General features: G+C 46.3%; 23 protein-coding genes. 8 read left to right on the plus strand and 15 right to left on the minus strand.

Annotation, left to right across the window (positions count from 1 at the left end; all coding sequences use genetic code 11):
* Nucleotides 1-123: 123 nt before the first annotated feature.
* From cimA to Vsou_RS08000, 3 genes are all read right to left on the minus strand, one after another.
* Nucleotides 124-1659: a citramalate synthase gene (gene cimA, locus Vsou_RS07990; RefSeq protein WP_264890805.1), complete on the minus strand. Its 1536-nt coding sequence runs from the start codon at nt 1657-1659 to the stop codon at nt 124-126.
* A 187-nt stretch (nt 1660-1846) separates the two neighbouring features.
* Nucleotides 1847-2068, minus strand: a complete 222-nt coding sequence (locus tag Vsou_RS07995) for a hypothetical protein (RefSeq protein WP_188603044.1) — start codon at nt 2066-2068, stop codon at nt 1847-1849.
* A 57-nt stretch (nt 2069-2125) separates the two neighbouring features.
* Nucleotides 2126-2440, minus strand: coding sequence for a hypothetical protein (locus Vsou_RS08000; protein ID WP_188603045.1), 315 nt, complete (start codon nt 2438-2440; stop codon nt 2126-2128).
* Nucleotides 2441-2546: 106 nt separating this feature from the next.
* On the opposite strand from Vsou_RS08000, the gene Vsou_RS08005 reads away from it, so the two are divergent.
* Together Vsou_RS08005 and Vsou_RS08010 are read left to right on the plus strand one after the other, a co-directional pair.
* Nucleotides 2547-3074 carry a 3-isopropylmalate dehydratase small subunit gene (locus Vsou_RS08005; protein WP_188603046.1) on the plus strand — a complete coding sequence of 176 codons (528 nt, stop codon included), beginning with the start codon at nt 2547-2549 and terminating at the stop codon, nt 3072-3074.
* A gap of 117 nt (nt 3075-3191) precedes the next feature.
* Complete coding sequence (locus Vsou_RS08010; RefSeq protein WP_188603047.1) at nt 3192-4007, plus strand: hypothetical protein; 816 nt, start codon at nt 3192-3194, stop codon at nt 4005-4007.
* 182 nt (nt 4008-4189) lie between these two features.
* Here Vsou_RS08010 and Vsou_RS08015 read toward each other — a convergent pair whose 3' ends face one another.
* Entirely contained in the window at nt 4190-5440 is a 1251-nt protein-coding gene (locus Vsou_RS08015; RefSeq protein WP_188603048.1) for a 3-isopropylmalate dehydratase large subunit, read from the minus strand.
* A gap of 348 nt (nt 5441-5788) precedes the next feature.
* Here Vsou_RS08015 and Vsou_RS08020 point away from each other — a divergent pair, with 348 nt between their 5' ends.
* Nucleotides 5789-7291 (plus strand): 4-hydroxyphenylacetate 3-hydroxylase family protein, encoded by a 1503-nt coding sequence (locus Vsou_RS08020; RefSeq protein ID WP_188603049.1) that lies wholly within the window; start codon nt 5789-5791, stop codon nt 7289-7291.
* 52 nt (nt 7292-7343) lie between these two features.
* On the opposite strand, the gene Vsou_RS08025 is transcribed toward Vsou_RS08020, so the two are convergent.
* The 10 genes from Vsou_RS08025 to Vsou_RS08070 form a co-directional block, all read right to left on the minus strand.
* Entirely contained in the window at nt 7344-8318 is a 975-nt protein-coding gene (locus tag Vsou_RS08025; RefSeq protein WP_373286821.1) for a thiamine pyrophosphate-dependent enzyme, read from the minus strand.
* Nucleotides 8302-9537, minus strand: a complete 1236-nt coding sequence (locus Vsou_RS08030) for a ferredoxin oxidoreductase (protein WP_188603051.1) — start codon at nt 9535-9537, stop codon at nt 8302-8304. Before Vsou_RS08030 ends, Vsou_RS08025 begins: the two co-directional genes overlap by 17 nt.
* Nucleotides 9534-9884: a 4Fe-4S binding protein gene (locus tag Vsou_RS08035; RefSeq protein ID WP_054844676.1), complete on the minus strand. Its 351-nt coding sequence runs from the start codon at nt 9882-9884 to the stop codon at nt 9534-9536. The genes Vsou_RS08030 and Vsou_RS08035 overlap by 4 nt, the downstream gene beginning before the upstream one ends.
* Complete coding sequence (locus Vsou_RS08040) at nt 9881-10441, minus strand: 2-oxoacid:acceptor oxidoreductase family protein (protein WP_188603052.1); 561 nt, start codon at nt 10439-10441, stop codon at nt 9881-9883. The genes Vsou_RS08035 and Vsou_RS08040 overlap by 4 nt, the downstream gene beginning before the upstream one ends.
* A gap of 284 nt (nt 10442-10725) precedes the next feature.
* Nucleotides 10726-11034 carry a 4Fe-4S dicluster domain-containing protein gene (locus tag Vsou_RS08045; protein WP_188603053.1) on the minus strand — a complete coding sequence of 103 codons (309 nt, stop codon included), beginning with the start codon at nt 11032-11034 and terminating at the stop codon, nt 10726-10728.
* A 5-nt stretch (nt 11035-11039) separates the two neighbouring features.
* Nucleotides 11040-14726, minus strand: coding sequence for an FAD-dependent oxidoreductase (locus tag Vsou_RS08050; RefSeq protein ID WP_264890692.1), 3687 nt, complete (start codon nt 14724-14726; stop codon nt 11040-11042).
* Between the two features lie 224 nt (nt 14727-14950).
* Entirely contained in the window at nt 14951-15934 is a 984-nt protein-coding gene (gene ilvC, locus Vsou_RS08055) for a ketol-acid reductoisomerase (RefSeq protein WP_188603792.1), read from the minus strand.
* On the minus strand, nt 15927-16208 hold the full coding sequence (locus tag Vsou_RS08060; RefSeq protein ID WP_229709905.1) for an ACT domain-containing protein: 282 nt from the start codon (nt 16206-16208) through the stop codon (nt 15927-15929). The genes ilvC and Vsou_RS08060 overlap by 8 nt, the downstream gene beginning before the upstream one ends.
* Nucleotides 16198-17925: a biosynthetic-type acetolactate synthase large subunit gene (ilvB, locus tag Vsou_RS08065; protein ID WP_188603790.1), complete on the minus strand. Its 1728-nt coding sequence runs from the start codon at nt 17923-17925 to the stop codon at nt 16198-16200. Before ilvB ends, Vsou_RS08060 begins: the two co-directional genes overlap by 11 nt.
* Complete coding sequence (locus Vsou_RS08070) at nt 17909-18040, minus strand: hypothetical protein (RefSeq protein ID WP_264890693.1); 132 nt, start codon at nt 18038-18040, stop codon at nt 17909-17911. Before Vsou_RS08070 ends, ilvB begins: the two co-directional genes overlap by 17 nt.
* 136 nt (nt 18041-18176) lie before the next feature.
* On the opposite strand from Vsou_RS08070, the gene Vsou_RS08075 reads away from it, so the two are divergent.
* Nucleotides 18177-19334, plus strand: coding sequence for a 2-isopropylmalate synthase (locus Vsou_RS08075; protein WP_188603807.1), 1158 nt, complete (start codon nt 18177-18179; stop codon nt 19332-19334).
* A gap of 34 nt (nt 19335-19368) precedes the next feature.
* Here Vsou_RS08075 and Vsou_RS08080 read toward each other — a convergent pair whose 3' ends face one another.
* On the minus strand, nt 19369-19716 hold the full coding sequence (locus tag Vsou_RS08080; protein ID WP_188603789.1) for a cupin domain-containing protein: 348 nt from the start codon (nt 19714-19716) through the stop codon (nt 19369-19371).
* A 91-nt stretch (nt 19717-19807) separates the two neighbouring features.
* Between Vsou_RS08080 and Vsou_RS08085 the strand changes: the two genes are divergently transcribed.
* The 4 genes from Vsou_RS08085 to Vsou_RS08100 all read left to right on the plus strand — a co-directional run bounded on the left by Vsou_RS08085 (nt 19808) and on the right by Vsou_RS08100 (nt 26387).
* Nucleotides 19808-20824, plus strand: coding sequence for an isocitrate/isopropylmalate dehydrogenase family protein (locus Vsou_RS08085; RefSeq protein WP_188603788.1), 1017 nt, complete (start codon nt 19808-19810; stop codon nt 20822-20824).
* A 231-nt stretch (nt 20825-21055) separates the two neighbouring features.
* A complete protein-coding gene (locus Vsou_RS08090) occupies nt 21056-23029 on the plus strand; it encodes a GltB/FmdC/FwdC-like GXGXG domain-containing protein (protein WP_188603787.1) in 1974 nt (657 codons plus the stop codon).
* A gap of 72 nt (nt 23030-23101) precedes the next feature.
* Nucleotides 23102-25345, plus strand: a complete 2244-nt coding sequence (locus Vsou_RS08095) for an FMN-binding glutamate synthase family protein (protein WP_188603786.1) — start codon at nt 23102-23104, stop codon at nt 25343-25345.
* Between the two features lie 34 nt (nt 25346-25379).
* Nucleotides 25380-26387 (plus strand): prephenate dehydratase, encoded by a 1008-nt coding sequence (locus Vsou_RS08100; RefSeq protein WP_229709904.1) that lies wholly within the window; start codon nt 25380-25382, stop codon nt 26385-26387.
* Nucleotides 26388-26402: the final 15 nt, after the last annotated feature.

Consider the following 26402-nt stretch of genomic DNA (forward strand, 5'->3'; position numbering starts at 1 on the left):
CGAACATAACACATATTTAAAATTTACTGTCTCGGGTATAGTATATACCTACGATCATGATATAAATAGCAATAATAAGGTACTAAACTGTAAAATAATGAATTAATGCTTTACATCTATAATTTACCTACTACCTTTATAATGATTAATCATCAATATATAATTAAGGCCATCAAGCAATGCCGCGACACTCGCAGCGATGATGCTGGTGGAGACGCCAACAGTCCTCCACCTGGTCTTTCCATCACTAAACTCCATGAGGACCCTAACCACGCTCTCCGTATTCTTAACCTCACCAGGGAGTATAACCCTATAGTCAGTAAGAATAACGCCATTGAGTTCAGGGAATAACCTAGATGCAACGCTCCTTAATGCCCTGTCGATTGCATGTACAGGGCCAACACCCTCGGCAACACCTAACTCACCATTGACCTTGACCATAGCCACGTGCATATCATCATCACTTACAACCTTCCAATAATCAATCCTTAACTCATCCCTGAACACCCCAATTTCCCTAAGTACAATGAGTACAGCAGACGCCGGCGCCAGGTCAAAGCTATAACCCTCATTTTCAAGTTCCTTAATTCTCTCAAGGGCGTGCCTTAGCCTCGGGTCGTCCTTAGTAACATTAAAGCCCAGGTCCCTAAGGTACATGAGTATGTTTGATGAGCCAGCTAACTCTGAAACCACGAACCTTCTGCTATTGCCAACCAACTCAGGGTCTACATGCTCATATGCCCTGGTCACCTTGGACACGCCATCAGCATGGAGACCCGCCTTGTGGGAGAAGGCGTAATCACCGACGTATGGTTGGTACGGGTTTGGACTTAGACCTGCAGCTTCATATACAAACCTGGACACGGCTCTTAGCTTCTTAAGGTCATCAAGGCTCCTAAGCGCCTTGAGGCCAAGTTTAAGCACTAGGTTTGGTATTACCTGGATTAAGTCGGCATTTCCTGTCCTTTCCCCAAGCCCATTGATGGTTCCCTGAACATGGCGAGCACCAGCCAATACACCCATCACGGTGTTGGCCACGGCGCAACCGGAGTCATTATGCATGTGTACACCTACCATGGTCTTCATTTCCTTCACGACTTTGGTCGTTATTTCATAAATCTCATGAGGGAGCATGGCACCATTAGTGTCCGCCAATACGACTGCACTAGCCCCAGCCTCCTCCGCGGTCCTGGCGATCCTAAGCGTATAGTCCGGATCCTCCTTAAATCCCTGGTAGAAGTGCTCGGCGTCAAATATAACGGTCAAACCGTGATCCCTGAGGTAACGAATACTATCATATATCATGTCCAGGTTATCCTCTGGACTAACCTTAAGGACCTCCCTAACGTGGAGTATCCAGGACTTACCAACCAAGACTGCAACGCCAACATCCGAGTCAAGTATGGCGTTTAGATTAACGTCATCCTTCGCATTAACGCCCTTTCTCTTGGTCATTCCGAAGGCAGCCAGTTTGGCATTACTCAATGGGTGATTCTTCATTTCCCTGAAAAACTCGGCATCCTTGGGATTGCTACCAGGCCACCCACCCTCTATATAATTAATGCCTAAATCATCGAGCATTAGGGCGATCCTAACCTTGTCATTAAGTGTGAACGATATACCAGTCATTTGAGCCCCGTCCCTAAGCGTCGTATCCAGAACCTCAACTCTCGTGGATTTCTACACCACCTACCATACTAGGTGCAGATTATATCAAGTATATATAAGCATTACCTCACAACAATAATATATTAAGGATCGTGCTAATTAATATAGAAGTTAAGGAAAAACGATAAAAGGAGAGCAGGAAGCCATGGTATTACCCAGGCGTGATGAAGCTAGGGCCCTAAAGTCCTGGTGGTTTCTGAGCCTCAGTACCTAATATAGGCACTACATTCACTATCCAAAGCATACGTGACGCAATAATTTCCTGATCCCTGCATGTATAGATCACGTAATTATTAGTCTTTGTAATGACCATGATCCCCATGCACACTGGCAATGATGTCCCACCTTGGTAGTCGGGTACTATCCATAGTGCAAGTGATTCATCGGTAAATGAGTTCATGCAAGGGCTGTACTTAACTCCTGAATTGTAGAGCTCATTGGGTTAATCGTTGTTTCGTTAATAACAATAGGGTTTCACTAAGTCCCATTCTATCATCATCGCGTTGTTGCTGGGTAATGAGGCAACTTGACCCGGGGTTATTCGCTTTAGCTGTGATGGATTAGCGACAATATTAATGATCTCCTCGATAATTTTTCCTCTATCAACTATATAGATGGTTGGGTTGTTGGGTAGTTTGGTTGAGGTGCAACCTGCAGTTTTGTATTTCGGGTAATTATTATCGTTATTAATTGGCGGGCCTATCCTGGGGATTAACAGTAACGTAACTATTACCACCGAGATTATTAATGATGCGATGACTGCGCTTATCATTTGCATTACTACAATTACTACTGCGTTATTTTATTTTCTGTCCATCTTAATGGTGTTCTAATTATAGATGTTCGAGGGATATAAAGCTTAAATAGTCCCGTTAAACATGGGTACTGTGCAGACTAGGGAGTTTGTTGTTGAGGGTCCCGTGATCAAGGTTGGTGATAACATAGATACTGATGTGATAATACCTGCCAGGTACCTCGTTTACACAGACCCGTCAATGCTTGCTAAGCATGCAATGGAGCCATTGATACCGAACTTCCTCGAGAAGGCAAGCAAGGGTGTAATACTCGTTGCAGGTAGGGGTTTTGGGATGGGTTCAAGCCGTGAACAGGCAGCCATGGCCCTCAAGGCGGCTGGTGTTAAGGCAGTATTGGCCGAGTCCTTTGCGAGAATATTCTATAGAAACGCAATCAATAATGGTTTGCCGGTACTCGTAGTACCCGGCGTGAGTAAGGAGGTTAATGAGGGTGATTTTGTGAGGATTAACGTAAGTACTGGCGAGGTCTTGGTCAATAATGGCCAGAAGGTGTTGAGGGCAAGACCAATAACTGGCATGGCCCTTGAGATATTAATTAGCGGCGGATTACTCGAGTATGTTAAGTCACGTGAGACCCTAAATCAAGGGTGATTCATTTAGTGATTTAATTATTTCAATTTAAAGTAAAATACCGAAAAACTTTTAGTAAACTCTCTGATAAAGAAATTAGTGAGATGCTTATTAATTTCCTTAGGAAATAACTAATTGATGGGCGGTAGTGGCTCTATCGACATCCAGGACATATGGCACGAAATACTTGATTGGATTAAGGAGAGAAATATCGACAGAATACACATAACCCTCAGCAGGGGAAAAACCGTTAAGTATGATGCTTGGTCCTACGAGAAGAGGGAACTAACGTTCAATGGCAGGAGGAATAAATCGAAGTTTGAGGGTGAGGCACATGTAAGTATAAAGGCACCTACTAAGTACATGAGAAAATTAAGTGATGTGATTATGGGATTCATACGTAGCGAAGGACATAGGTATAGGTTCATTAGTTTCAGCGCGCCGCAAACCGTCATTAAGCGTTATGCACCGTCACTAAGCACATGCAGGTGCTCACTTGAGGATGCGTTGATCAAGGTTAAGGAGATTATTAACAGTTCAAGGGCTGATGCGATGGTTCTGTTCCTGAGTACGGCTGAGTACCTTGGAGGTGCCGTAGATGCTAACCACCACATATTTACCGACGGTAATATCTTGATAGAGGATGTCATGATCTTCGGTGGTGTTGAGGCCCATCACGATGTTTCCTACTCAATTAATGTAAGAAACTCCACCTGGTCGATAGTTTTTGATGAACCCTTTGAGACAAATGACGCAGTTGAGCAGGAAATCTACATATACGCACCTGAGGATTTCTGGGACCTGATAATCACTAACATTAAGAGCGCATTGGGTAATAGGAAAATGGATATTGTTAATGAGGATGAGGAACAAGACGAGTATGAGGACGAAATAGATGACTGGGATGAGGAGGGAGAGGCTGATGAAGGTGGTTTCAACCTCAGTCCTAATTAGTTTATCAATAACCTAACTTAATAATCCTTAAGTTTCAAAAGCCCATGTCAGTAAATATCATTTCCTTCGTTCCTCACCCTACCGCAATTGCCAATCACCAGATCATGATCAGAACCATTAATAAAGAAAATACTCATCTACGCAGATATTTATTTGAACCAAATTAATTGGTCAGTCCCAGTTTACGTGAGGTACTTCCTGGGATCCGTGAACTTACCATTCAACGCTGTTGCGGCGGCTACGGCAGCGTTGGCCAGATAAACCCTGCCCTCTGATGACCCCATTCTGCCCCTGAAATTCCTACTGCCTGTAGATATAGCCACCTCCCCGGGTCCAACAAGTCCGAAGTGACCGCCTAGGCATGGACCGCAGGTGCCGTAGGTCACGACACAGCCTGCCCTTACCAAAGTGTCTATGTAACCCAGCTCTGACGCCTTTATGTAGATCTCGCGCGATGCTGGTATTGCAACGCACCTACTTCTCACCCTGCCATTCCTTAGTATCTTAGCCGCAACCTCAATATCACTGAGCCTACCGTTTGTGCATGAACCTATGAACACGTAATCCACATCCAAACCCTCAACCTCACTTATCGACTTAACATTATCGACACTGTGCGGTGCAGCCACGAGTGGCTCGAGCTTATTCAATTCCACGTCATAACCATCGACATACCTAGCATCTGGGTCTGGCGTTACTGGCTTGATCTCGACACCCCTCTTCTCCTTAATGTGCCTTACAGTCTCGCTGTCAGGTACGAACATGGCTGCGTCAAGGCCGAGCTCTATGCCCATGTTAGACACGGTGGCCCTATAATCCATTGGGAATGCCCCTGGATCTTCAACAAAGAACTCGGCGGACTTACCATTGAGTCCCTCAGCCTTAAACACACCAAGTAGGTGGAGTACAACGTCCTTACCATAAATCCCCGGACCTGGTTTACCGAGCACCCTAATCCTAAAGGGCTCTGGAGCTACCATCCAAGTCTTCCCTGTTATGACTATGGCAGCAACGTCGCTGGCCCCAAGTCCCTGGGCGAAGGCGCCAACAGCACCAACAGTTGTTGTGTGGCTATCAGCAGCCATAACCACTTGCCCCGGTAATGCGTATTGATCAAGTAGTAATTGGTGCAGGATCCCATCACCAACGTCATGGAAGAACTTGACACTGGCTGTTTTCGCGAATTTCCTAAGCCCAACCTGTATTTCGGCGGCTCTCTCCGTTGGTGGTGGCGCCAGGTGGTCGAAGGCCAGGACGAATTTATTAACATCCCAAATCCTAACTTTCCCCATTTTCTCCATGACCTCAACTACGTGGTAACCAGTTAAGTCATGAAATGCTGCCAAGTCAACGTTGATCTCAACCACGTCGCCAGGGCTTACTGATTGTCCCGATGCCCTATTGAGTATTTTCTCAGTTAGTGTTAGGCCCATTGGTTTTCTTCAATATATAGTATTTATATGGTTTACCTCATAATACAGAGGTTATGAATAATCACCAGGAGCGGTGGGTACATACCGTAATTAAAAGCAGGGGTTTAACTAAGCACATTAGTGTTGGTAATTGATTGGGAAAATAGTGAATGGTAATTAAGACCATTATGTGTGAGCACGGCAAGTAGTTGATTGCTATTTCCATTTTGCGGACCTAGGTATACAGTCTATACGCCAGGTTTGATTCAGAAAGTTAGTACCATTAATGAACCTAGGCGTGAAATCTTATCCTTAACTTGTTCATAATTTGTGGTAAAATTTATATAAGCCATAACATTTACCGATGATATGGGCCTTAGGACTGGCGAGCAGTATGTGGAGGGCATAAGGAATAGGAAGTATGTGAAGGTGTACGTCATGGGCAAGCCAGTGAATGATGCGATGGCAAGCCCCTTTTTAAAGCCGTCAGTATTGGCCTTTAAGGCTACCTTCGATGCGGCCTTCCAGGAAGATACCAAGAAGTTAGCGAGGGCGTACAGCCCGTACATCAATGAGGAGGTCAACCGCTTTAACCATATACACCAGGGCCCAGAGGACTTGGTGGCCAAGGTAAAGCTACTTAGGAGATTGAGCCATAAGGTCGGTGCGTGCTTCCAGAGATGTGTTGGTTGGGATGCGCTAAATACCTTATACATAATTACTAGTAAGATAGCCGAGAGGGAGGGCAAGGGGGTGTATCGAGATAGGTTCATTAATTATTTGAAATACGTTCAAAAGAATGACCTGGCACTAGCCGGCGCAATGACTGATGTGAAGGGAGTGAGAACCCTTAGGCCTAGTGAGCAACCGAACCCCGACGCATATGTTAGGGTTGTTGAGGAGAGGGATGACGGTATTGTGGTCAGAGGTGCTAAGGCTAACATAACCGGCGTGGCCGTCGTCGATGAGGTTATTGTCATGCCCACCAGGGCCATGACGGAAAAGGACACCAGGTACGCAATATCCTTCGCAATACCTCTGGACACGCCTGGGGTTACCGTGGTTGTCGGCCGTCAATTGAACGATGCAAGGAGGTTGGAGGGTGGTGAAATTGATGGCTTACCATACATGTTTAATCATGAGGGTCTAGTGATATTTAATGACGTGTTCGTGCCGTGGGATAGGGTCTTCCTTTACCTTGATTGGGCCTGGGCTGGCGCACTCGTTGAGGTGTTTTCGGCATACCACAGACAGGGCTATGCCGGGTGTAAGTCAGGACTTGGTGATGTGATAATAGGGACCACCTATGATTTGGCGAGACAGTTGGGGATTCAGGATAGGCCTCACGTGCAGAGTAAACTCACTGAGATGGTGTTCCTAAACGAGACCATGTACTCAGCGGGTCTGACAGCCAGTTGGGAGGGCATTAAACTACTTAGCGATGGTGGTTGGTGGGTAAACCCAATGTACGCAAACGTGACCAAACACCTAGTGACTAGGTTTCCCTATGAAATAGCCAGGCTGGCTCACGATATTGCCGGTGGATTACTGGGTACAGCACCAAGCGAATTCGACCTCAAGAACCCAGAGTTAAGGCCATTGATAGAGAAGTACCTGCAGGGTGTACCTGAGTTTACGGCTGAGGACAGGCTCAGGATGCTTAGATTGCTCGAGAACGTAAGCATAAGTGCTGGTTACTTAATAGAGTCAATCCACGGCGCAGGCTCACCTGAGGCCCAGAGGATATCCATGGCAAGGCTGTATGACTTCCAGCTTGCGGAAAACATAGCCAAGAACCTGGCTAGGATAAGGGTGAACATAAGATTGCCTGAGAAGGTCGAACCACATAGAAGATCTGATGTGGAAGGGTGACCGCATTTACCCACAGGTCAAGTTCACTGTAGAAGCATTATTTTAGATGCGGTTAGGCATATGGCGTGGGTACCCCAGAACCCATTGACAAGCGCCACAGGTAATTAAGGAAATCATCAATATCCTTCTCAAGACCCTTAATCTCCTCATCAGTCACGTGGGACCACCTGGACTGCGCCTTAACGAATTCTCTCAATGACTTACGCAATCTCTTATCCATGTACATATCACTTGGTGGGTTTATGATTAACCTATCACGGTCCCACTCGTATAGTGGGAAGTAACCTGTCTCTGTGGCTAGTCTGGCTATCTCGATCATCTTCTCATCAGAGAATCCCCAACCTGGTGGGCATGGTGCCAGTACGTGTATGAATGCCGGGCCCTCATTTAAATACGACAACGCCTTCCTCACCTTATTCACTAGATCAATTGGAAAGGCTACATTCGCCGTGGCTGCGTATGGTATATGGTGAGCCATCACTATGCTCATTATATCCTTCTTCTTCTCAATCTTACCCCTAATCACCGTACCCGCAGGCATGGTGGTGGTCCTCGCGAACTTCGGTGTTCCTCCGCTTCTCTGTATTCCTGTGTTCATGTAGGCCTCATTATCATAAAGCACATAGAGCACGCCATGACCACGCTCAAGCATACCACTGAGAGCCTGCAAACCAATATCATAAGTACCACCATCACCGGCAATAACCAAAACCTTAGTGTTCCTTTTCAGTGATCCATTTTTGTTCAGTGACTTTATGGCGGCCTCTATGCCGGAGGCCACGGCACCTGCATTCTCAAAGGCCACGTGTATGTACGGAACACCCCAGGCGGTGTATGGGTATATGGTCGTCGTAACCTCAAGACATCCTGTTGGGTTAACGACTATTACATCAGGGCCGGCGGCCTTAAGTACTAACCTAGCCGTTAGTAGTGCTCCGCAGGCAGGACACGCAGTATGCCCTGGTGCCAGATACTCTTCCCTGGTTATGTCAAAGAAGGATTTAGCTAGTTTAACCTTCATTGCCATACTCCCTCACACCCATGTACATGGTACTCTTCGTTAGATCCCAAGGCTGTGAATCGTTTATTATCTTGATTAGTTTAGCGACGTCCCTTGAGTACACAGTCCTTTGTCCAAGTCCATGAACCACAGAAACCACTGGAGTGCTAAGCCCCCTTGAATGCAATGCCGTAGCCACTTCCATGGCTACAGGTCCTTCGATTGCTGCCCCAGGGCTTACTGCCCTGTCTATAACCGCCACGGTCTTCATATCGCTGATCATTTCGATTAACTCATCAGTTGGGAATGGTCTGAATAATCTTAACCTAAGGGCGCCTGCCTTAATGCCTCTTTTCCTGGCTTCATTCACAGCCCTCTTGACGTTGCCCCATATACCGCCATAGGCTATGACGGCATAATCCGCATCATCAAGCATATATCCCTCGACTAGCCTGTAATTTCTACTGAAGGTCCTATTGAAGGCATCATGAACCTCCCTAATCACACCCATCGAGTTATGCATTGCTTCAATTAATTGGTACTTAATCTCATAATACCACTCTGGAACCGCCATTGCGCCCATGGTTATCGGCTTACTACTATCCAGTATGGGTCTATTCAGCCTCTTTGGTGCGAATCCCCTGATCGTATCCGCGTCATATAGTTCCACTGGTTCTGTGGTGTGGCTCATTAGGAATCCGTCGTATGAGACCATGACTGGTAGTAGGACTCTGTTGTCCTCTGCGATCCTGTATGCCATGATTATTGAATCATAAACCTCCTGGGCACTGGAGGCAATCATAATAACCCAACCAGAATCCCTAGTTGCAGCGAAGTCTTGGTAATCACCATGAATACTTATTGGCGCCGAGACCGCCCTGGTGGCTAATCCCATGACTATTGGAAGCCTAAGACCAGAGGCAATATAAAGTAACTCAAACATGTACAGGAGTCCCTGGCTTGATGTTGCTGTGAACACCCTTGCTCCTGCAGCTGAGGCGCCTATGAGCGCAGATAAGGCACTATGTTCGGACTCCACCGGTATGTACTCAGCACTTAATTCGCCATTGGCTATGAACTCAGCCATCTTTTCAACTGCAGGTGTTTGTGGCGTTATTGGGTAGGCGGCCACTACGTCTACCTCTGCATCTTTAGCCGCATAGGCAGCGGCGTAATTAGAGGTTATGGCAACTCTATCCCTAATGATTTCTCTCCCTATCCTTGATTTGATCACTGTTAGACTCACTCCTCACCACCCTCTGGCACCATCTTTATTGCCTTGACTGGGCATTCATGGGCGCATATTCCGCAGCCCTTGCAGTGATCATAATCAATCTCATAAGTCAAGTCATACCTCTTACCGGCCTTCGTTGCATAGGGCTTCTTCAATTCAAGTATTGCCGGTTCAGGGCAGTACATCCAGCACGTCCTGCACCTAATACACGCATCCTGGTCAATAACGGGTCTCTCAGTCCTCCAAGAACCAGTGGTGTTCTTAATGGTGCTCATGGGTTCTACCACATAACTGCCGATCGGATGGAGTTCCCTCCATCCTAATAACCTGGTGTTCTTTAGCGATTCATTGTTGTTCATTTGATCACCCTTGACTCATTGTATGCTATCCTGATTAATTCCGCATTTAGTTTCCCTAGTTTACTGCCGAAGAATTTTGATGCGGCGTAGGCAACATCCTCGACAGTTAATATATCGAATACTCTCAATAGTGCGCCAAGCATTGCCGTATTCACTATGGCCTTGTCCAGGTACTTCGTTGATAGGTCATATGCGTTTATGTAAATAATGCCACCCTTAAAGATTCTTAGGTATGGTTCAACTGTTTCATAGCGTCTTGCATTAATGATAATGTAGTCCCGAGTCCTCCTGATTATTTCGGGATTGACCCTAAGTAGGTCGGGGCCAAAGACAATAGACATGTTGGGTTCCTCTATTGGTTCTCTCGCCTCAACAGGTTCAGTGGATACAACTAAGTATGATCGAACCGGCGCTCCCCTTCTTTCTGGACCAAACTCTGGGTATGCCAGGGCATATAACCCCTTACTAACTGCCGCAAGGGCTGTTATCTGCGCAGCCGTCACGGCGCCTTGTCCTCCTCTGCCGAAGAATATTATTTCATACGTTTCACTTTCCATATATTGTTTTTTGCCTACTTACCCTTAGTTATAAACAATTTTATGGATTTTTAGGGATTTATAATAACAGAATTCGTTTAGTGCGGGTATGGCATACGTTTATTGAGAAAAGTCAAATATACCGCCAAGAGCACTAATTATTAGTACCAAGGTCTGCCTGGATCTCTTCTGGCCCCAAAGGGCGAGACTTTAAGCGCGTCATTGGTAATATTCATCTCAGTATTGCATGGCGATTAAGAATCGATAATTCATGGTATTTACAAGGATTAATGGGCAAAGATACATTACTTCCTTCTTCCAATGTTGGGTTCATGCATTATCTTTAACCTAATGAACTTAATGACATTAGGTATCTTAATTTCATTTGGGCAGCTTTCCTGGCACAGACCGCAACCGGTACATAGCCATATGACTTTACGTAACCAGTCATCCACTATACCTAGGTTAGCCATTTTCATAACGAGCCTTGTGTTTAAACCATATTCGCTCATGGGGCATACGGTAGTACACGTACCGCATTGATAACACAGTGATGCGGTTTGTTCGAACTTCATTAATTCCTCCCTAAGGCCGAAGTTAACGGTTACTGGCATGTTCATCACCTTAATTGCTTGATTCTTTGTTTTGTCATTTCAATCTCCTCCTTAGTCACTGTCTTAACGACCTTCTCGGCCTCTCTCATAGTCTCCACTAGGTCAACCACATCAGGCGCTCCAAACAGTCTCATTTGGAATCTTTCTTCTTTCATGCCTATGTTCTTCAGTCTCTTTTTCCAGTTTTCGAATCTCTTGACCGTGTTGTAATTGGCCGTTATGTAGTGGCAGTCACCAAGCCTACAACCAGTCACAAAGACCCCAGCAGCACCAAGCTCAAAGGCATGCTTAACATGCCTCCAAGCCAACCTAGAACTGCACTGAAGCCTAATTATCCTCGCGTATGGTGGGTACTGCATCTTAAATATACCGGCATTATCGGCAGCCCAGTAGGAGCAGTAGGCACAGGTGAACATGACAACCTTCCTCTCAGGCTCCTCAGCCAAGGCAGCATCAATCTGAGCCATGATAGCATCATCACTGAGTAAGTCCATATCCAGTGCGCCGTATGGGCACTCACCAACGCATGAACCACAACCCTGGCAAGCGGCTGGGTCTATCGTAACGGGCTTACCAGGCTCGCCCTTGATGGCACCGTACGGACAGGCCTTAACACATAGTAAGCAACCAACGCATTTACCCGGGTCTACCCTTGGCACCGAGACCTCCTTAATTATGTAGTCCCTGGACAATAGTGTCAATGCCCTGGCGGCTGCCGCGTAGCCCTCCAGGACTGCCTCACCGAAGCTCCTATTTGCCCTAACCGCACCTGCTATGAATATGCCCGGTGTCATCGTATCCACCGGGCCAAGCTTCGGATGAGCCTCCATCAAGAAACCCTCCTGATCCCTAGAAAGTCTCAAAACCTTGGAAATTTCATCAGAGTTGGGTTTCATGGGTATGTTTAGTATTACGGTATCTATGGGTATTGAGACATCGTTGCCAAGCTCCACATCCCTCACTGCCGCAGTGTCGTTATTTAGAATCACGTGCTTCCTAACTTCGCCATCCCTGGGAATCCTTAATATAGCGACATTGGCCTTCCTGGCCTCCCTGTATAAATCCTCATACTGGGTACCCACAGTCATTAAATCCCTAACGACAACATACACGTTACTTCCCAGCCTTCTTAGTAATAATGCCATGTTTAGCATGATGGCTTGGCAATATGGTTTGTTACAAAGGTCTAGGAACAGCACGTTACTTCCAAACTTCCTGGTTCCCTGGATCAATTCATGGATTGTCATAACCCTCGGGTCACCATTGAAACCATAGTCAGAGGCATCAATGGGTTTAGCACCCGTAGCCACTATTATAGCTCCGGCATCAATTTCCTGCCCATTCGATAAGGTGACATGGAAATTGCCTGTAAATCCCGTGATCTCCTTAACGGTAGTCCCGTAGTAAACCCTAACCCTGGGATTACTAAGGATATTCAATAGTCTATTCATAATACCACTAATTCTATTGCCCTCAGGAAGGTACTTAGTCAGGAGTTCATTGTTGTAATTGCCACCGCATCTATCACTAATCTCCACTATTATTGTCTCCACACCTGCGTTGGCCAAGGTATTTGCAGCAGCTAGACCTGCTGGTCCACAGCCAATGATCAACGCCCTCTTAACAACACTGTGTTTCTCAGGTCTGAACGGTTTCATAAGTGGAGCCTTGGCCACCGCCATCTTTATCATGTCCTTTGCCTTCTCGGTGGCTGCCCTCCTATCGCTGTGGACCCATGTGTCCAGGTTCCTAATATTCGTCATCTCCACGAGGTAAGGATTAAGACCAGCCCTCCTCGCAGCATCCTGGAAAAACCTAAGATGAGTCGCTGGAGAACAGGCAGCCACTACTACCCTGCTCAGGTTATTTCTCTTAATGGATTCCGTAATTTTATCAAGACCAGCCTTTGAACATGCAAAGGGTACATCCTCAACATGCACCACGTTGGGTAGCCCCCTGGAGACTCTCACGAGCTCATTAATATCGGCAATACCAGCTATGTTGCTGCCGCAATGGCAAATAAACACGCCAGTCCTTGTTTCCTTGGGCTCTATTGTTTCCCTGAACTCTTCGCCCTCTGTAACGGCTTTACCCATTAAGTTTACTGCCTGGGCGGCCGCGGCAAGCCCCATAAGCACCGACTCCGTTATGTCTGTCGGTCCAGAGGCGCTCCCGGCCACGAATATACCTGGTATATTCGTCTCAACGGGGTTCGCGGGGTTCACCCTTATAAAGCCGTACCTATCCAACTCAAGACCAAGCGTATTGGCCAGTTTATATAATTCCCTCGGTGGCTTTATTGCTGGTGCCAGGATAACCATGTCGTAATCCTCGATCTTGACCTCCTTGCTCCGCGTATCCTCATACTTAACCTTTATTGATCCATTGCCATTGCTCATTATTAGTGGCCTACCGTGCATGATCTTGATGCCTGCTTCGACGGCCCTTTGGTACAGGTTTTCGAAGCCCTTACCATATGTCCTCACATCATTCATGTAGAGCACCGCCACATCCTCTATGCCGTGATTCTTGGCATAGATTGCTTGCTTTAGTGTATACTCGCAACAAACCTTGGAGCAGTATGGGTTCGCCTTACTTGTTCTTGAGCCAATGCAGGACAGTAAAAGGACTTTCCTTGGGTGTCCATGATTACCTAACTTAACTACCTCGCCCATGGAAGGGCCTGTAGCGTTAACCAGTCTCTCGAACTCCATCGCCGTGAGTACATCAGGGTGTTTTCCATAGCCATACTTAGTCAATACCTCGCCACCCTCTAGTTCGTATCCCGTAGCCACTATGACCGCAGCCACTTCCCTCTCGATTATCCTGGGCATCATGGTGAATAGTATGGTCCTAGGCTCACAGACACTAACGCATCTATTGCAGGCTATGTTCTCAGGGGGCTTGTTTAGGCATAGGTCTGGGTCTATGGCGTAGATGCCGGGCTCCGCCTGTGGGAATGGTAGGTATATGGCCTTCCTAAGGCCAATGCCGGCATTATACTCACTAGGTACAGTGACAGGGCAGACTTCCTCGCACTTACCGCATTTTGTGCATTCATCAGTAACGTACCTAGGCTTAACAAGTATCCTAGCCCTATACCGACCAGGTTCCCCCCTTAATTCCATTAACTCCGCCGTGGTGAGGACCTCAATATTCTTATTAGCAGATACATCGCTCATCAATGGTCCTTCTATGCATATGCTGCAGTCCAGTGTTGGGAATGTCTTGTCGAGCATTGCCATCTTGCCGCCAATGGCAGGGGACTTCTCAACAAGCGTAACCCTATAACCCATGTTAGCCAGGGCAAGAGCAGCCTCAATACCAGCAATACCACCACCCAGGATGAGGACCCTATTACTAGTACTAGCGCTGGTTGTTGTCGTTGGTGTAGGGTTACCAGCCTTGGTAATGTAGTCCTTCACTGTTAGTTCCTCCTCATGCTCAACGTAAATAGCATTGGTGGGGCAAACCTTCTCACATATGCTGCATGCGATGCAATCAATTTCCCTACCTGGCTTTATTCTAACATAGTGATAACCCTTTGCATTAACTTCCTCCTTAGTTAACTCCAGGATACCCACTGGACACCTCCTAACGCATAACTCATCGCCAATGCACATCTCTGGGGTAATCTTCAACTTACCCAATGGTCTCTTTACACGGTCCAGACCCAACGCTCTATAAACCACGACTAACATAATACCACTTATCTTAAAAATTTTGTCTAAGTCAATAGCATAAAAGTAATAAGTCAGTAAATTAATCTTCAAATTATTAAATACTATTCATTATAAATAATAGTTATCTATAATGATAATATTTAATAAAAGACCATTGGTTATAGCAATCACAAGAGCAATGTTGAGACCTAAGGTTTAGTTTTAAGGGAATAACGGGAAGTAAATTTATTCCGTCACTTACCCCTCATTAGCTTCCTCAATTCATCGCCAACGCGCTCCACCTGGCTATTTTGCACCTGCTCCAAAAGTCTCCTTAGTTTCTGTGCGCCTCCCTGGTACTCATTAACCCACTCCTTGGCGAACTCGCCGTTTCTGACTCTCTCGGCGGCTTCCTTCATTCTTCTCTTAACATCCTCATTGATTACGTAGGGGCCAACCGTCAATCCACCATACCTGGCAGTCTCACTGACGCCGAGTAGCATTCCCGTAAGTCCTCTTTCCCATATTAAGTCCATTATTAACTTAGCCTCGTTAATTGCCTCGAAGTAGGCCACCTCGGGTTGGTAACCGAGTTCAACCATAACCTCAAAGCCATACCTTAACAACTGTAGCAAACCACCGACAAGTACGTTCTGTTCACCAATTAGGTCAGTCTCTGTCTCCTCAGCAAACGTGGTCTCTATGACTCCGGTTCTAGTGAATCCATTGGCCTTTGCAAGGGCTAGGGCAGTCTTAAGGGCATTGCCAGTGAAGTTCTGGTGAACGGCAACAAGTGCTGGTACCCCCCAACCTCTTACGTATTCATCCCTAACGGCCTTTCCAGGGGCTTTGGGTGCTATTAATACGACGTCAACGTTGTTTGGCGGCTTTATTAATCCAAACCTGACGTTGAAGCCGTGGGCGAAGACCACGGTGGTGCCACGCTTAAGGTTCGGCGCAATCTCCTCCATCCAAACACTCGGTTGCACCATGTCAGGCAGTAACACGGCTATCACGTCAGCCTTCTTAACGGCTTCACCAACTGGGTAGACCTCGAAGCCCTCCTGTCTAGCGAGCTCAAGGCTCTTACCAGGTCTAACGCCAACAATTACCTTAATACCACTGTCCCTTGTGTTGAGTGCCCATGATCTACCCTGAATGCCGTAGCCAAGTACGGCAACCACCTTACCACTGAGTACTGATAGGTCTGCGTCCCTATCTTTATATATTTTAGCCATTACTAACCACCATTTTATTCATGTGTACTTCTTCCGGCATATATTTAACATTTACTACGTCGTAAAGCTTATCAAGCTTATTACAAACCCACCTAACCTCATCCTCCTCACCCCTAGCCCTAATTGAAACCTTAATCACGGAATCGCTCATGTCAATGACGACATGCCTAATGGTTACCTTACCTCTCCTAATTACGTTCATAGCCCTAACCACAGCATCAAACTGATTAATCTCATTACTCATTATAATCTCTATTGAAAAGTCACTCTCCATAGCCATCACCCGGGTACCTAAGGTCAACCTTAAAGCCCTCGGGGAATATTACCTCCTCGAGCCACTTGCCCGATGGTACGAAGGGTAGCACAAAGTCTTTCTCCCTGTCAATAGTTACATCAACAATCAATGCTTCATTATCCCTAACAGCCCTGGTTACGGCGCTTCTCAACTCCTCATAATCACCCGGCCTTACACCCTCTATTCCATAGGCCTCGGCTATCTTCATGAAGTCCGGGTTGACGTTAAAGTCCACGGCAATTATCCTCCTGTTATACAGCATTACTTGCCAGTGCCTAACAAGCATTAGTGTTGAGTTATCAAATATCGTCACTATTATTGGTATGTTATATTCACGGATAAGGGCTAGGTTCTGCATGGTCATTTGGAATGACCCATCACCATCAATGTCCAGGACAGGTACATCTGGCCTTGCGATTTTTGCGCCGAGAGCGGCTGGTATTCCGAAGCCCATGGTGCCAAGACCCGCGCTGGTTATGAATGTGCCTGGTACATACACGTCCCAATGAAGTTCGCTCCACATTTGGTGGCTACCGACGCCTGTGGCCGTTATTGAGTTCGGCGGCATCACCTCCCTAAGGACCTTGAGTACCTTCCATGGAACAAAGCCATTGGTATCAACCTTACTCCTATATTTCTCATAACTCTCCTTAATGCCCCTTAACCACTTAATGAATGTATCATGTCTCCTCTCTAGGGCCTTGGGCATGAGCTTGATCATCATGGATAGCACGGTCTTTGCATCACCTACAATGCCAACCTCCGGTTTTACGTTCTTACCAACCTCACTCCTATCGATATCTATGTGAATTATCTTCTTGCCCTTCCTAAATTCACTGAAGTTACCAACAGTTCTGTCACTAAACCTAGTGCCAACGGCTAGTACCACGTCGGCATTTATTATGGCTGCATCCGCCTCAAGTCTGCCATGCATTCCCGAGGGACCCATGACCAGTGGGTGATTACCCGGTACGCAATTCTTACCTGGTAATGTGGTGACTATGGGCATTCCAATTAACTCGGCTATTGCCAAGACCTCATTGGTGGCTTCGCTCCAGCAGACGCCACCGCCAACCAGCATTACTGGTCTCTCGGCGGTTAGGAGAAGCTTCAGTGCGTAGGTTATTAATGATGGGTCTGGTTCCAGAAGCGCCTTCTTGAATACGCGTATGTTCATCTTGGTATCACCTGGGTCTATGTCGGTTAACTGCGTGTCCCTGGGTAGGTCTATGAGCACGGGGCCTGGCCTACCATCTATCGATATTTCATAGGCAGCCCTATACACGGGAACCATATCCTCAGGTTTCCTTATCATGAACGTGTGCTTGGTCACGGGCATTGAGGAACCGACAATGTCAGTCTCTTGGAACGCATCCCTACCGAAGAATGTTGTTGGTACTTGCCCTGTAATTGCAATTAATGGTGATGAGTCCATCATGGCATTGGCAAGCCCCGTCAGTAAATTAGTGGCGCCTGGACCTGATGTAACGACAACAGTCATAGGCCTCTTCATTACCCTGCCATAGGCATCAGCGGCATGTATTGCGCCTTGCTCGTGCCTAAACATGTAGACCTTAATATCGGAGTTGTACAATGCATCGAAGAATGGCATTATCTGCCCACCAATTATCCCAAAAACCTCCCTCACGCCTATGTTCTCCATTTCCCTAACTAGTAAATCAACTGCCCGAGTCATCCGCACCACCCATTATTACCGTGTATGTATCCGCGCCGTGCATTACGAACCATGGGTTTGAGTGGGAGTGCCTCTTTCCATTTATACGTAAAGAATAAAGCACCTCATCATACATAAGTCAATTTATAAAATATTTAAGTTTTTCTCCCATGTAATTAGTGTAATGTGATTCAGAATTCCCTTATGATTAATCTATATCCTAGGGAAACACTTAAATAGGGCATCCGTTCAGCTAAATAATGGTGGATTAGATTGCTCAGGGAAATGTAACTAGGTACTGGCCGGAAAACAGGCATGTAAGGTTATTAGACACTACCCTGAGGGATGGCGAGCAAACGCCGGGGGTTGCCCTTAAACCTGAGGATAAGCTAACCATTGCCCTAAAACTGGAGGAATTAGGAGTAGACTCAATAGAGGCTGGCTTTCCAATAGTTAGCGATGGTGAGTTTAAGGCTGTTAGGTCCATAGCCAGGGAAGTCAATAATTCCGAGGTCATTGCACTATCCAGGACCAGGAGAGAGGATATTGATAAGGCAATCGATGCTGATGTTAAGGCGGTACACATATTCATAGCAACGTCAGACCTACACATGAAGTATAAATTGAAAATGGATAGGGAGGAGGTGGTTAAGGCCGCCGTTGATGCCGTGAGCTACGCAAAGTCCCATGGATTAACCGTGGAGTTCAGCGCAGAGGATGCAACAAGGAGTGATCCTAACTTTCTGGCCAGGGTTTTCCAGGAGGTTGTTAATGCAGGCGCTTATAGACTTGATATTGCGGATACTGTTGGGATCATGTGGCCCAGTAAAATGGCTTCCCTGGTCAAGTTCATTAGAGAGAAGGTTAAGGGGGACTACTTACTAAGTGTTCATTGCCATGATGATTTTGGAATGGCGGTTGCCAACAGCGTGGCTGCCATAGAGGCAGGTGCGGATCAGGCGCACGGTACAATAAATGGCGTTGGGGAAAGAGCTGGTAACGCCGCCCTTGAGGAGATAGCGGCTGCCGTTAAATTCCTACTAAATTATAATATTAGGGTAAGGTTTGAGAAGATTAAGGAAGTCTCTGACCTAGTATCGAGGTTGTTTAGGATACCAGTACCACCAAATAAGGCGATCGTTGGCACCAACGCCTTCTCCCATGAATCGGGTATTCATGTTCATGGTGTTCTCTCGAACCCATTGACCTATGAACCAATAAGCCCAGAGAATGTGGGTATGAACAGGAGGATCGTTATTGGGAAACACAGCGGTAAACACTCAGTGGTATACATACTGAGGTCCATGGGTATTGAACCAAGTGATGAAATCGTAAACATGATACTAAGGAAGATCAAGGAAATGGGCGATAGGGGACTTAGGGTATCTGAGGAGGATATTAGGCGTATCATAATGGAGACGCTGGGCTAAGCCACGCCAGTGAGTTTACACAGTGCCTTTAAAATCATGATCTTAGGTACTTATCCTCACCCCTCAACCAATCATCCCTGATTGGTGAATATACATCTACAATGAGCGAGTCCTCGAGGGCCTCAACACCATGCACGGCATTCGGCGGTATATACACAACATCGCCAGATCCAGCTATGTAGGTCTCATTATTCACTACAAATCTCAACTTGCCGCTGATCACTATGGAAACCTGCTCATGAGTATGGGAATGGGCATTAACTACAGAGCCCTTCAACAACTTGAATTGGGCTATTGTTAACCTTGATCCGTGCATGTGTTTCCTATAAATCAACTCTCCAAGTTTCTCCCAATTCACATCCTCATATTTAAACAGGGTCATTGAGTAATGATAGTTCGGCGAGTATTTAAGGTTTAATTAGTAATATCTATAGGCCGGCAATGCATAAAAATATGCTATGTAATTAACCCCGATGAGGATATCAGTTATTGAGGGCGATGGTGTTGGCCCTGAGGTAACTAAGTCCGCACTGGAGGTCCTTAAGGTGGCGGCGTCCAAATTTGGCTTAAGTGTTGATATAAAGTATGTTGAGGCTGGGGACAATGCCGTTAGGAAATATGGCGAGGCATTACCGAGCAGGTATTGGCAGGTCATGGAGGGTTCTGACGCAATACTCAAGGGGCCTGTTGGTGAGAGCGCAGGTGAAGTTGTGGTTAAGCTGAGGAGGGGATTTGACCTGTACGCAAACATTAGGCCATCAAGGAATTACCCAGGAGTTAAGGCTGTAAGGGACGGTGTGGACCTGGTCATTGTGCGTGAGAATACGGAGGATGTTTACATAAGGGCTGAGTACATGCTCAATAACGACACGGCAATAGCCCTTAGGGTAATAACCAGGAAGGCCAGTGAGAGGATTGCCAGGGTGGCCCTGAGTATGGCTAAGACCAGGCGTAAAAAGGTCACCATTGTTCACAAGGCCAATGTATTAACGGTCTCTGATGGTCTTTTCAAGAACGTGGCCAGGGAGGTTGCGGCCAGGGATTACCCTGACGTAACCATTAATGATATGTACATAGACTCCGCTGTAATGGACCTGGTAAGGAGACCCCAGGACTTCGACGTAATAGTCACGACAAACCTATACGGAGACATACTGAGTGACCTGGCTGCGTACATCACAGGTAGCATAGGTCTTGCGCCGTCAGCAAACATAGGTGATAGCAAGGCTCTTTTTGAACCAATACATGGAGCCGCCTTCGACATAGCGGGCAAGGGTATAGCGAATCCAACCGCAATGATACTCAGCGTGGCATGGATGCTTAGGTGGTATGGAGAGAGGATTGGCGATGCGGGGTATGTTAGGGCTGGGCAGGTCATTGAGGATGCAGTAATTAATGCACTAAGTCTTGGGATTCATACCCCAGACCTCGGTGGTGATTATACCACGGAATCCTTTACCGCCGAGGTCATTAAGCGATTAGCCCAGTGATATGGTTAGTAACCGGGCCATAAACTCCATCTTGGTTTTAACGTATTACCACTATGCGTGTCATTATTTGATTTACATTATTGCATGCCAGCTTAAAATGATAATGCAATTATTGATAATTAATTATTGACTGATTAAATATTTGTCTTAATATTAAGTATTTTATTTATTATCTACCCATGTAATATAAAGCTTAAATATATTTTACACTAAACTAATTATTGCGCGGCTATGTCTATATTCGTTAAGTATCCGGCGGACTGTGGAATATTTGGAGTAATTAGGCGCAGCGGTGCCGATAGGGTTAGTGGTAACCTCGTGGTTAGGGCCATGGAAACCATAAGATTCAGAGGTGCGGGGTTGGGTTCAGGCTTTGCCTTGCTTAATAACGAGTCCATGGGCCTTAGGGTTGGGGTCTTCGTTAAGGAGGGATTTATGAAAGAGGCCATGGACACCATGGAGTCCCTATTGAAGGGGCAGGGTATTGATACGGTTGATTTTAGGGTTAGGGGTAGGCTTGGTCCGGTGAATGATCTTGAGGTTAGGATTTTTGATCACGGTGGGCTTGGTCCGGGTATTAATGATATTATTAATAAATTAAATGACTTACTTTGGGAGGGCAAGTCAGGTAGGATCTATTATTGGGGTGAGCACATTAATGTGTTCAAGGGAGTTGGTTATCCAAGTGATATAGCCTCGGTGTATAACGTTGAGAGGCACTACGCGGACCTATGGATAGCGCATACAAGGTTCCCCACTAACTCGCCTGGCTACTTGCCCTACTGGTCCCATCCATTCTCTGTGGGTGACATTGCAGTGGTCCATAATGGGGAGCTCAGTAGTTATGGTAGTCACGTAAACGCGTTACTGTATGGTCAGGGCCTTAGCTCATTCGTGGGTACTGACAGCGAAGTGGCAGCATACATAATGTATTACTTGGTACGTAATTATGGTTTGAACATTGAGGATGCAGTAAAGATGTTGATCGGTCAACCGCTTAAGTATGTGGATGACGTCCGCACCAGATCATTAATTAGGCGGTTTAGGTGGGCTGTGCTTGATGGGCCCTTTGCAATGATCATGGGTTTATACCACAATGATGACCTTTACCTTGTTGCAATGACTGATAGGTTTAAGCTTAGGCCAATAGTGATTGGTATGGATGAGGATAATTACTACGTGGCCAGTGAGGAGATCGCTATTAGGGCCGTATCGCCCGATGCCAGGGTCTGGACCCTTGAACCTGGTGGTTACTTCATTGTATCGTTAAAACGTGGGGTTGTTTCATGGGGTAGGGCTAGGGATGATATTGACTTGTTCTTTGCGCGTAGGGATTTTCCGAAGTATGTTGGTAGGGATGCAATAAACGCTGAGGGCCTTGGTTATAAGGAATTGAATGAAGAAATACTAAGGAGGATCCTAAGCGGCGAGAGGGTTGTCAGGGTAATAAACGTCAATGGCCAGAGATACATAGGTGTAAACCTACCGAGGCATGGTATAAGGGACGCTAGGGTGGAGATATACGGTACACCAGGTAATTCCCTGGCGAATCTAAACAATGGTGTTGAATTCGTGATTTATGGGAATGCTCAAGATGATGTTGCTGATACTATGCATGATGGTAAGATCGTAATACATGGAGATGCCAGGGATGTACTTGGGCAGGCACTACAGGGAGGTGAAGTCTTTGTTAGGGGTAATGCGGGTAATAGGGTCGGTATTCAAATGCGTGAGTACCGTAGCAAAAGACCGTATCTAATAATCGGCGGTAAGGTTGATGACTACCTAGGTGAATACATGGCCGGCGGAGTCATCATGGTGCTTGGCATTGATGCACTGAGCAAGTGCAATGTGCAATTGGTGGGTAAGCATGTGGGTAACGGCATGGTTGGTGGGCGAATATACATAAGGAGTAAGGTGCTTGAGAACAGGGTTGGATTAACAGTACCGCATGTGGAGCTCAGGGACTTCCTTGAGGCAGCCACAGATGAGGGATTAGGGCAGGATGAAGCCAATAGACTACTGGACATAATGATGCACTCGGAGCACGTTAGGAAGAATAGGATTGAGTATAGGGAACTTACGGAAGATGAAATCAGGGAATTAGGGCTTGTGCTTCATAAATTTGCAGTGGAATTTAATATTGATGAAACTACAATAAATAATTTGCTCAATTATAAGTATTCAATCATAACTGCTGATTGAAATTAGTTAAATATGATCAATATATTATCAGGAATAATAATGCTTATAAATATAGCCCGGTCAATTATCTAAATGAAGTATATAATCAACACAATGCCAAGGCGCGTGATAAGGGACTTCATTAGCTCAACAAATAAGGACCCAACGAGGGACTTCTGGTATAGTGATATAATTAATGAGATTAGGGAGATGGCGAAGTCTGGCAGGCCGATAAGGATATTCAGAGTGGGCGTCAGGAGGTATAGGATTCTCGATAACCTGGGTCTTGGGCATGATGAGGTTAAGTTAACGGGACGTGAAAAAGGACGTGCGAGCTTAACGTCATTCATAGGCAACATAGAGGTTTCGGCACCCATATACCTGGCCGACATGTCCTTCGGGGCCCTGGCGGGCACTCCCAATATAGTTGAGGCTGAATTAGCTGATGAATTAATGCTAATAAGCGGCACCGGGGAGGGTGGGCTGCATCCTGAGGTGGCTAGGCACAGGAGAATATTCGTGCAGTGGGCCTCGGCTAGGTTCGGCGTGGACATAAGCACGTTAATGGCCGGAATGGGTGTAGTGATAAAGATTGGGCAGGGTGCTAAACCAGGCATTGGCGGTCACCTGCCCAGTTCCAAGGTTACCCAAGTAATATCCTCGGTCAGGAGGATACCGGTTGGTGTTGACGCATTATCACCGGCGCCACATCACGATATATACTCAATAGAAGACCTTAAGCAGAGAATCGATGCACTTAAGGAGGCCACTGGTAAGCCCATTTTCGTTAAGGTCGCGGCAACGAATTACGTACCATACATAGTCACCGGAATAGTTAGGATGGGTGTTGATGGCGTCATAATTGATGGGCATGGCGCTGGCACGGGAGCCACGCCACTCGTGGTTAGGGACAACATAGGCATACCGATTGAATTAGCCATCGCATCTGCAGACAGGATGCTCAGAGATGAGGGCCTCAGAGACAGGGTTACATTAATAGCGGCGGGCAGGATATCGTCTGCAGACGACGCTGCGAAGTTAATGGCCCTCGGGGCAGACGCTGTTTCCCTGGGCACCGCCCTACTAATATCCATGGGGTGCGCCATGGCTAGGACTTGCCACAGAGGTAATTGCCCCGCTGGGATCACGAGTAAGATAACCGAGGACTCCGTAATAGTTGATCACGACTTCGCCCTGAGATCCGCAAGAAACTACCTAATGGCCTTCATGGAGGAATTAAGGCTGATACTGGATTACCTAGGCATTGATGACGTCAGAAGGTTAGTAGGTAGGAGGGATTTACTAAGAGGTTTTTGTCTTGATGAGGTCATAGCCAAGATACTTGGAGTTAAGGATGAGAGTTGCAGTGGAGATCATGGTGGGCCCGTTGACGGAGGTAGCGTTTGGACGCCTGATTACTCGATATACGCAACGCAATTGGTGAGGACGGGTGACGTAGTCATAGTTAGTATGGGCAGTACTGGGCCACCCGAGGTTGAGCCTCCGAAGAGACTGATTGATTGGTTGAGGTTTGATGGTGCGCAAGTCACGAAACCAGCCATAGACCCATATAGGGAGGACATAGATACATCGGCCACGCTGGCTAGGGGTAAACTGTGGTTATCCATGCCCGTGATTATTAAGCCGCCAAGGACCTGGGGTAAGGAACTCATTGGAATATCAAAGTTCATTGCCAGAGCCAACTCAACAATGATAGATCTAAGTGATGCTGATATTATCGATAGTAAGCATTTAATGAGGGTCATGTGGAATAATCGTGTTACTGGGCTCGGAGCCTTAGTAACTACGTATTCACGCCTACCAGAGCCTGTTATTGACGTTCCCACCTACATAAGGATCACCAACGTTGAGCACATTAACGACGCCCTAAACACCCTGGTAAGTAATAATGACCGGATCAATGGTTTAATAATCGATATTAATGAGAGCGACTACCCAGAGATGTACCTTGTAAAGCTTGACATTGAGCTCAGGAAGAGAGGCATTAGGGAATTCACGGACTTAATAATTCATATGCCGAGCATTAGGAGTAGTGGCGATATCATTAAGTTAGTGGCCCTTGGTGCCGACGCCGTTATCGTAAGTGGACTCGTGGAGAGGGCACTGCATGGTTACACCAGCATTGAGGACTTCAGGCTTAGACTAATGAGACTACTAGTCGGTATTAAGAGGGAGATAGCGCAATTACTTGGTGCGGCTGGTATATACTCACTACAGTCCATAGTGGGCAACAGGGAGTTACTCAGGTCATTAAGTGGTAGGGTTAGGGACGTGTTCATGGTTAAGGTGGCCGGTGAGGACGTGCTCTATAGGTAATTGGCAATTGCAAATATAATTAGTAATTCACGTCATGGTAATATTTATAAAGAATACTGGCATATTATCTCGTGAATCACCAGGAATTTCAGAAGTAATAACAAGGGTTGAGAAAGACCTAGGTGAATTAAAGGAGTTGCTCACTAGGTACAGAACCTCAATAAGCATAATTGACCTAATGCCCATGATTCACGAACCGTCACTAACCAAGTTCATTAGTGAGTTCCTAATGAACAATAACAAGGTGGCATATCTGGGGCCTGAGGGTAGTTACTCTCACGAAGTGGCTCTCCAATTATTCAGCAAGAATGCGGACCTCACGCCTCTCAAGTCCATAGGTGATATTGTTAAGTGTGTTTACCAGGGTGATTGCGGCTTTGGCGTAATACCAATAGAGAACAACCAAGCTGGTGTGGTGGGCGAATCAATGGATTCCCTAGTTAAGTGGGGTGTCTACGTTAACCACGCCGTAGAGTACAAGGTGTCACTATGTCTTGTGGTTAATGAGGGGACAAATATAAATGATATTAACGAGGTTTACTCGCATCCTCATGCGATTAATGAGGCGTTGAACTTTATATCAAGGCTAAACGCATCAATAAACTACACGCAATCAACATCTGAAGCCCTAAGATTAATCAAAGGTTATAGGCATAAGGCCGCTATAGCCTCTAGGATTGGTGCAGAGATACATGGTCTAAGGCCATTGATATGCGGTATTGAAGATAACCCTAACTACACGAGGTTCCTAGTAATATCAAGGCACATGGGTAGGATTGGGGACAGAACAATGGCGATATTCTCAGTACCAAACAAACCAGGTTCACTATTCAACGCCCTCAAGCCCTTTGCGGATCTCGGCATAAATCTATCCATGATTTACTCAAGACCTAACAGGGCAAGTCCCTGGGGCTATGACTTTCTACTGGAAACCGAGTGTCAATTAACCAATGAAGCATGCCGGAGAGCATTCGATGAGTTGAGTGACATGGCGGTTTACGTGAAATTACTCGGTAGTTATTCAATAATGAGGATTTACTAGTTAACGAATTCTATA

Origin of the sequence: Vulcanisaeta souniana JCM 11219 (assembly GCF_026000775.1) — an archaeon.
GTDB classification, from domain to species: domain Archaea; phylum Thermoproteota; class Thermoprotei; order Thermoproteales; family Thermocladiaceae; genus Vulcanisaeta; species Vulcanisaeta souniana.

What these genes read in the sequence shown, in the direction of transcription:
- Vsou_RS08060 (WP_229709905.1), bottom strand. Translation starts at nt 16,208, where the DNA reads ATGGAGAGTGACTTTTCAATAGAGATTATAATGAGTAATGAGATTAAT.
- Vsou_RS08100 (WP_229709904.1), top strand. Translation starts at nt 25,380, where the DNA reads ATGGTAATATTTATAAAGAATACTGGCATATTATCTCGTGAATCACCA.
- ilvC (WP_188603792.1), bottom strand. Translation starts at nt 15,934, where the DNA reads ATGGCTAAAATATATAAAGATAGGGACGCAGACCTATCAGTACTCAGT.
- Vsou_RS08095 (WP_188603786.1), top strand. Translation starts at nt 23,102, where the DNA reads ATGAAGTATATAATCAACACAATGCCAAGGCGCGTGATAAGGGACTTC.
- Vsou_RS08015 (WP_188603048.1), bottom strand. Translation starts at nt 5,440, where the DNA reads ATGGGCCTAACACTAACTGAGAAAATACTCAATAGGGCATCGGGACAA.
- Vsou_RS08025 (WP_373286821.1), bottom strand. Translation starts at nt 8,318, where the DNA reads ATGGCAATGAAGGTTAAACTAGCTAAATCCTTCTTTGACATAACCAGG.
- Vsou_RS08010 (WP_188603047.1), top strand. Translation starts at nt 3,192, where the DNA reads ATGGGCGGTAGTGGCTCTATCGACATCCAGGACATATGGCACGAAATA.
- Vsou_RS08000 (WP_188603045.1), bottom strand. Translation starts at nt 2,440, where the DNA reads ATGATAAGCGCAGTCATCGCATCATTAATAATCTCGGTGGTAATAGTT.
- Vsou_RS08070 (WP_264890693.1), bottom strand. Translation starts at nt 18,040, where the DNA reads ATGTATGATGAGGTGCTTTATTCTTTACGTATAAATGGAAAGAGGCAC.
- Vsou_RS08040 (WP_188603052.1), bottom strand. Translation starts at nt 10,441, where the DNA reads ATGGAAAGTGAAACGTATGAAATAATATTCTTCGGCAGAGGAGGACAA.
- Vsou_RS08090 (WP_188603787.1), top strand. Translation starts at nt 21,056, where the DNA reads ATGTCTATATTCGTTAAGTATCCGGCGGACTGTGGAATATTTGGAGTA.
- Vsou_RS08080 (WP_188603789.1), bottom strand. Translation starts at nt 19,716, where the DNA reads ATGACCCTGTTTAAATATGAGGATGTGAATTGGGAGAAACTTGGAGAG.
- Vsou_RS07995 (WP_188603044.1), bottom strand. Translation starts at nt 2,068, where the DNA reads ATGAACTCATTTACCGATGAATCACTTGCACTATGGATAGTACCCGAC.
- Vsou_RS08035 (WP_054844676.1), bottom strand. Translation starts at nt 9,884, where the DNA reads ATGAACAACAATGAATCGCTAAAGAACACCAGGTTATTAGGATGGAGG.
- Vsou_RS08045 (WP_188603053.1), bottom strand. Translation starts at nt 11,034, where the DNA reads ATGCCAGTAACCGTTAACTTCGGCCTTAGGGAGGAATTAATGAAGTTC.
- ilvB (WP_188603790.1), bottom strand. Translation starts at nt 17,925, where the DNA reads ATGACTCGGGCAGTTGATTTACTAGTTAGGGAAATGGAGAACATAGGC.
- Vsou_RS08085 (WP_188603788.1), top strand. Translation starts at nt 19,808, where the DNA reads ATGAGGATATCAGTTATTGAGGGCGATGGTGTTGGCCCTGAGGTAACT.
- Vsou_RS08020 (WP_188603049.1), top strand. Translation starts at nt 5,789, where the DNA reads ATGGGCCTTAGGACTGGCGAGCAGTATGTGGAGGGCATAAGGAATAGG.
- Vsou_RS08005 (WP_188603046.1), top strand. Translation starts at nt 2,547, where the DNA reads ATGGGTACTGTGCAGACTAGGGAGTTTGTTGTTGAGGGTCCCGTGATC.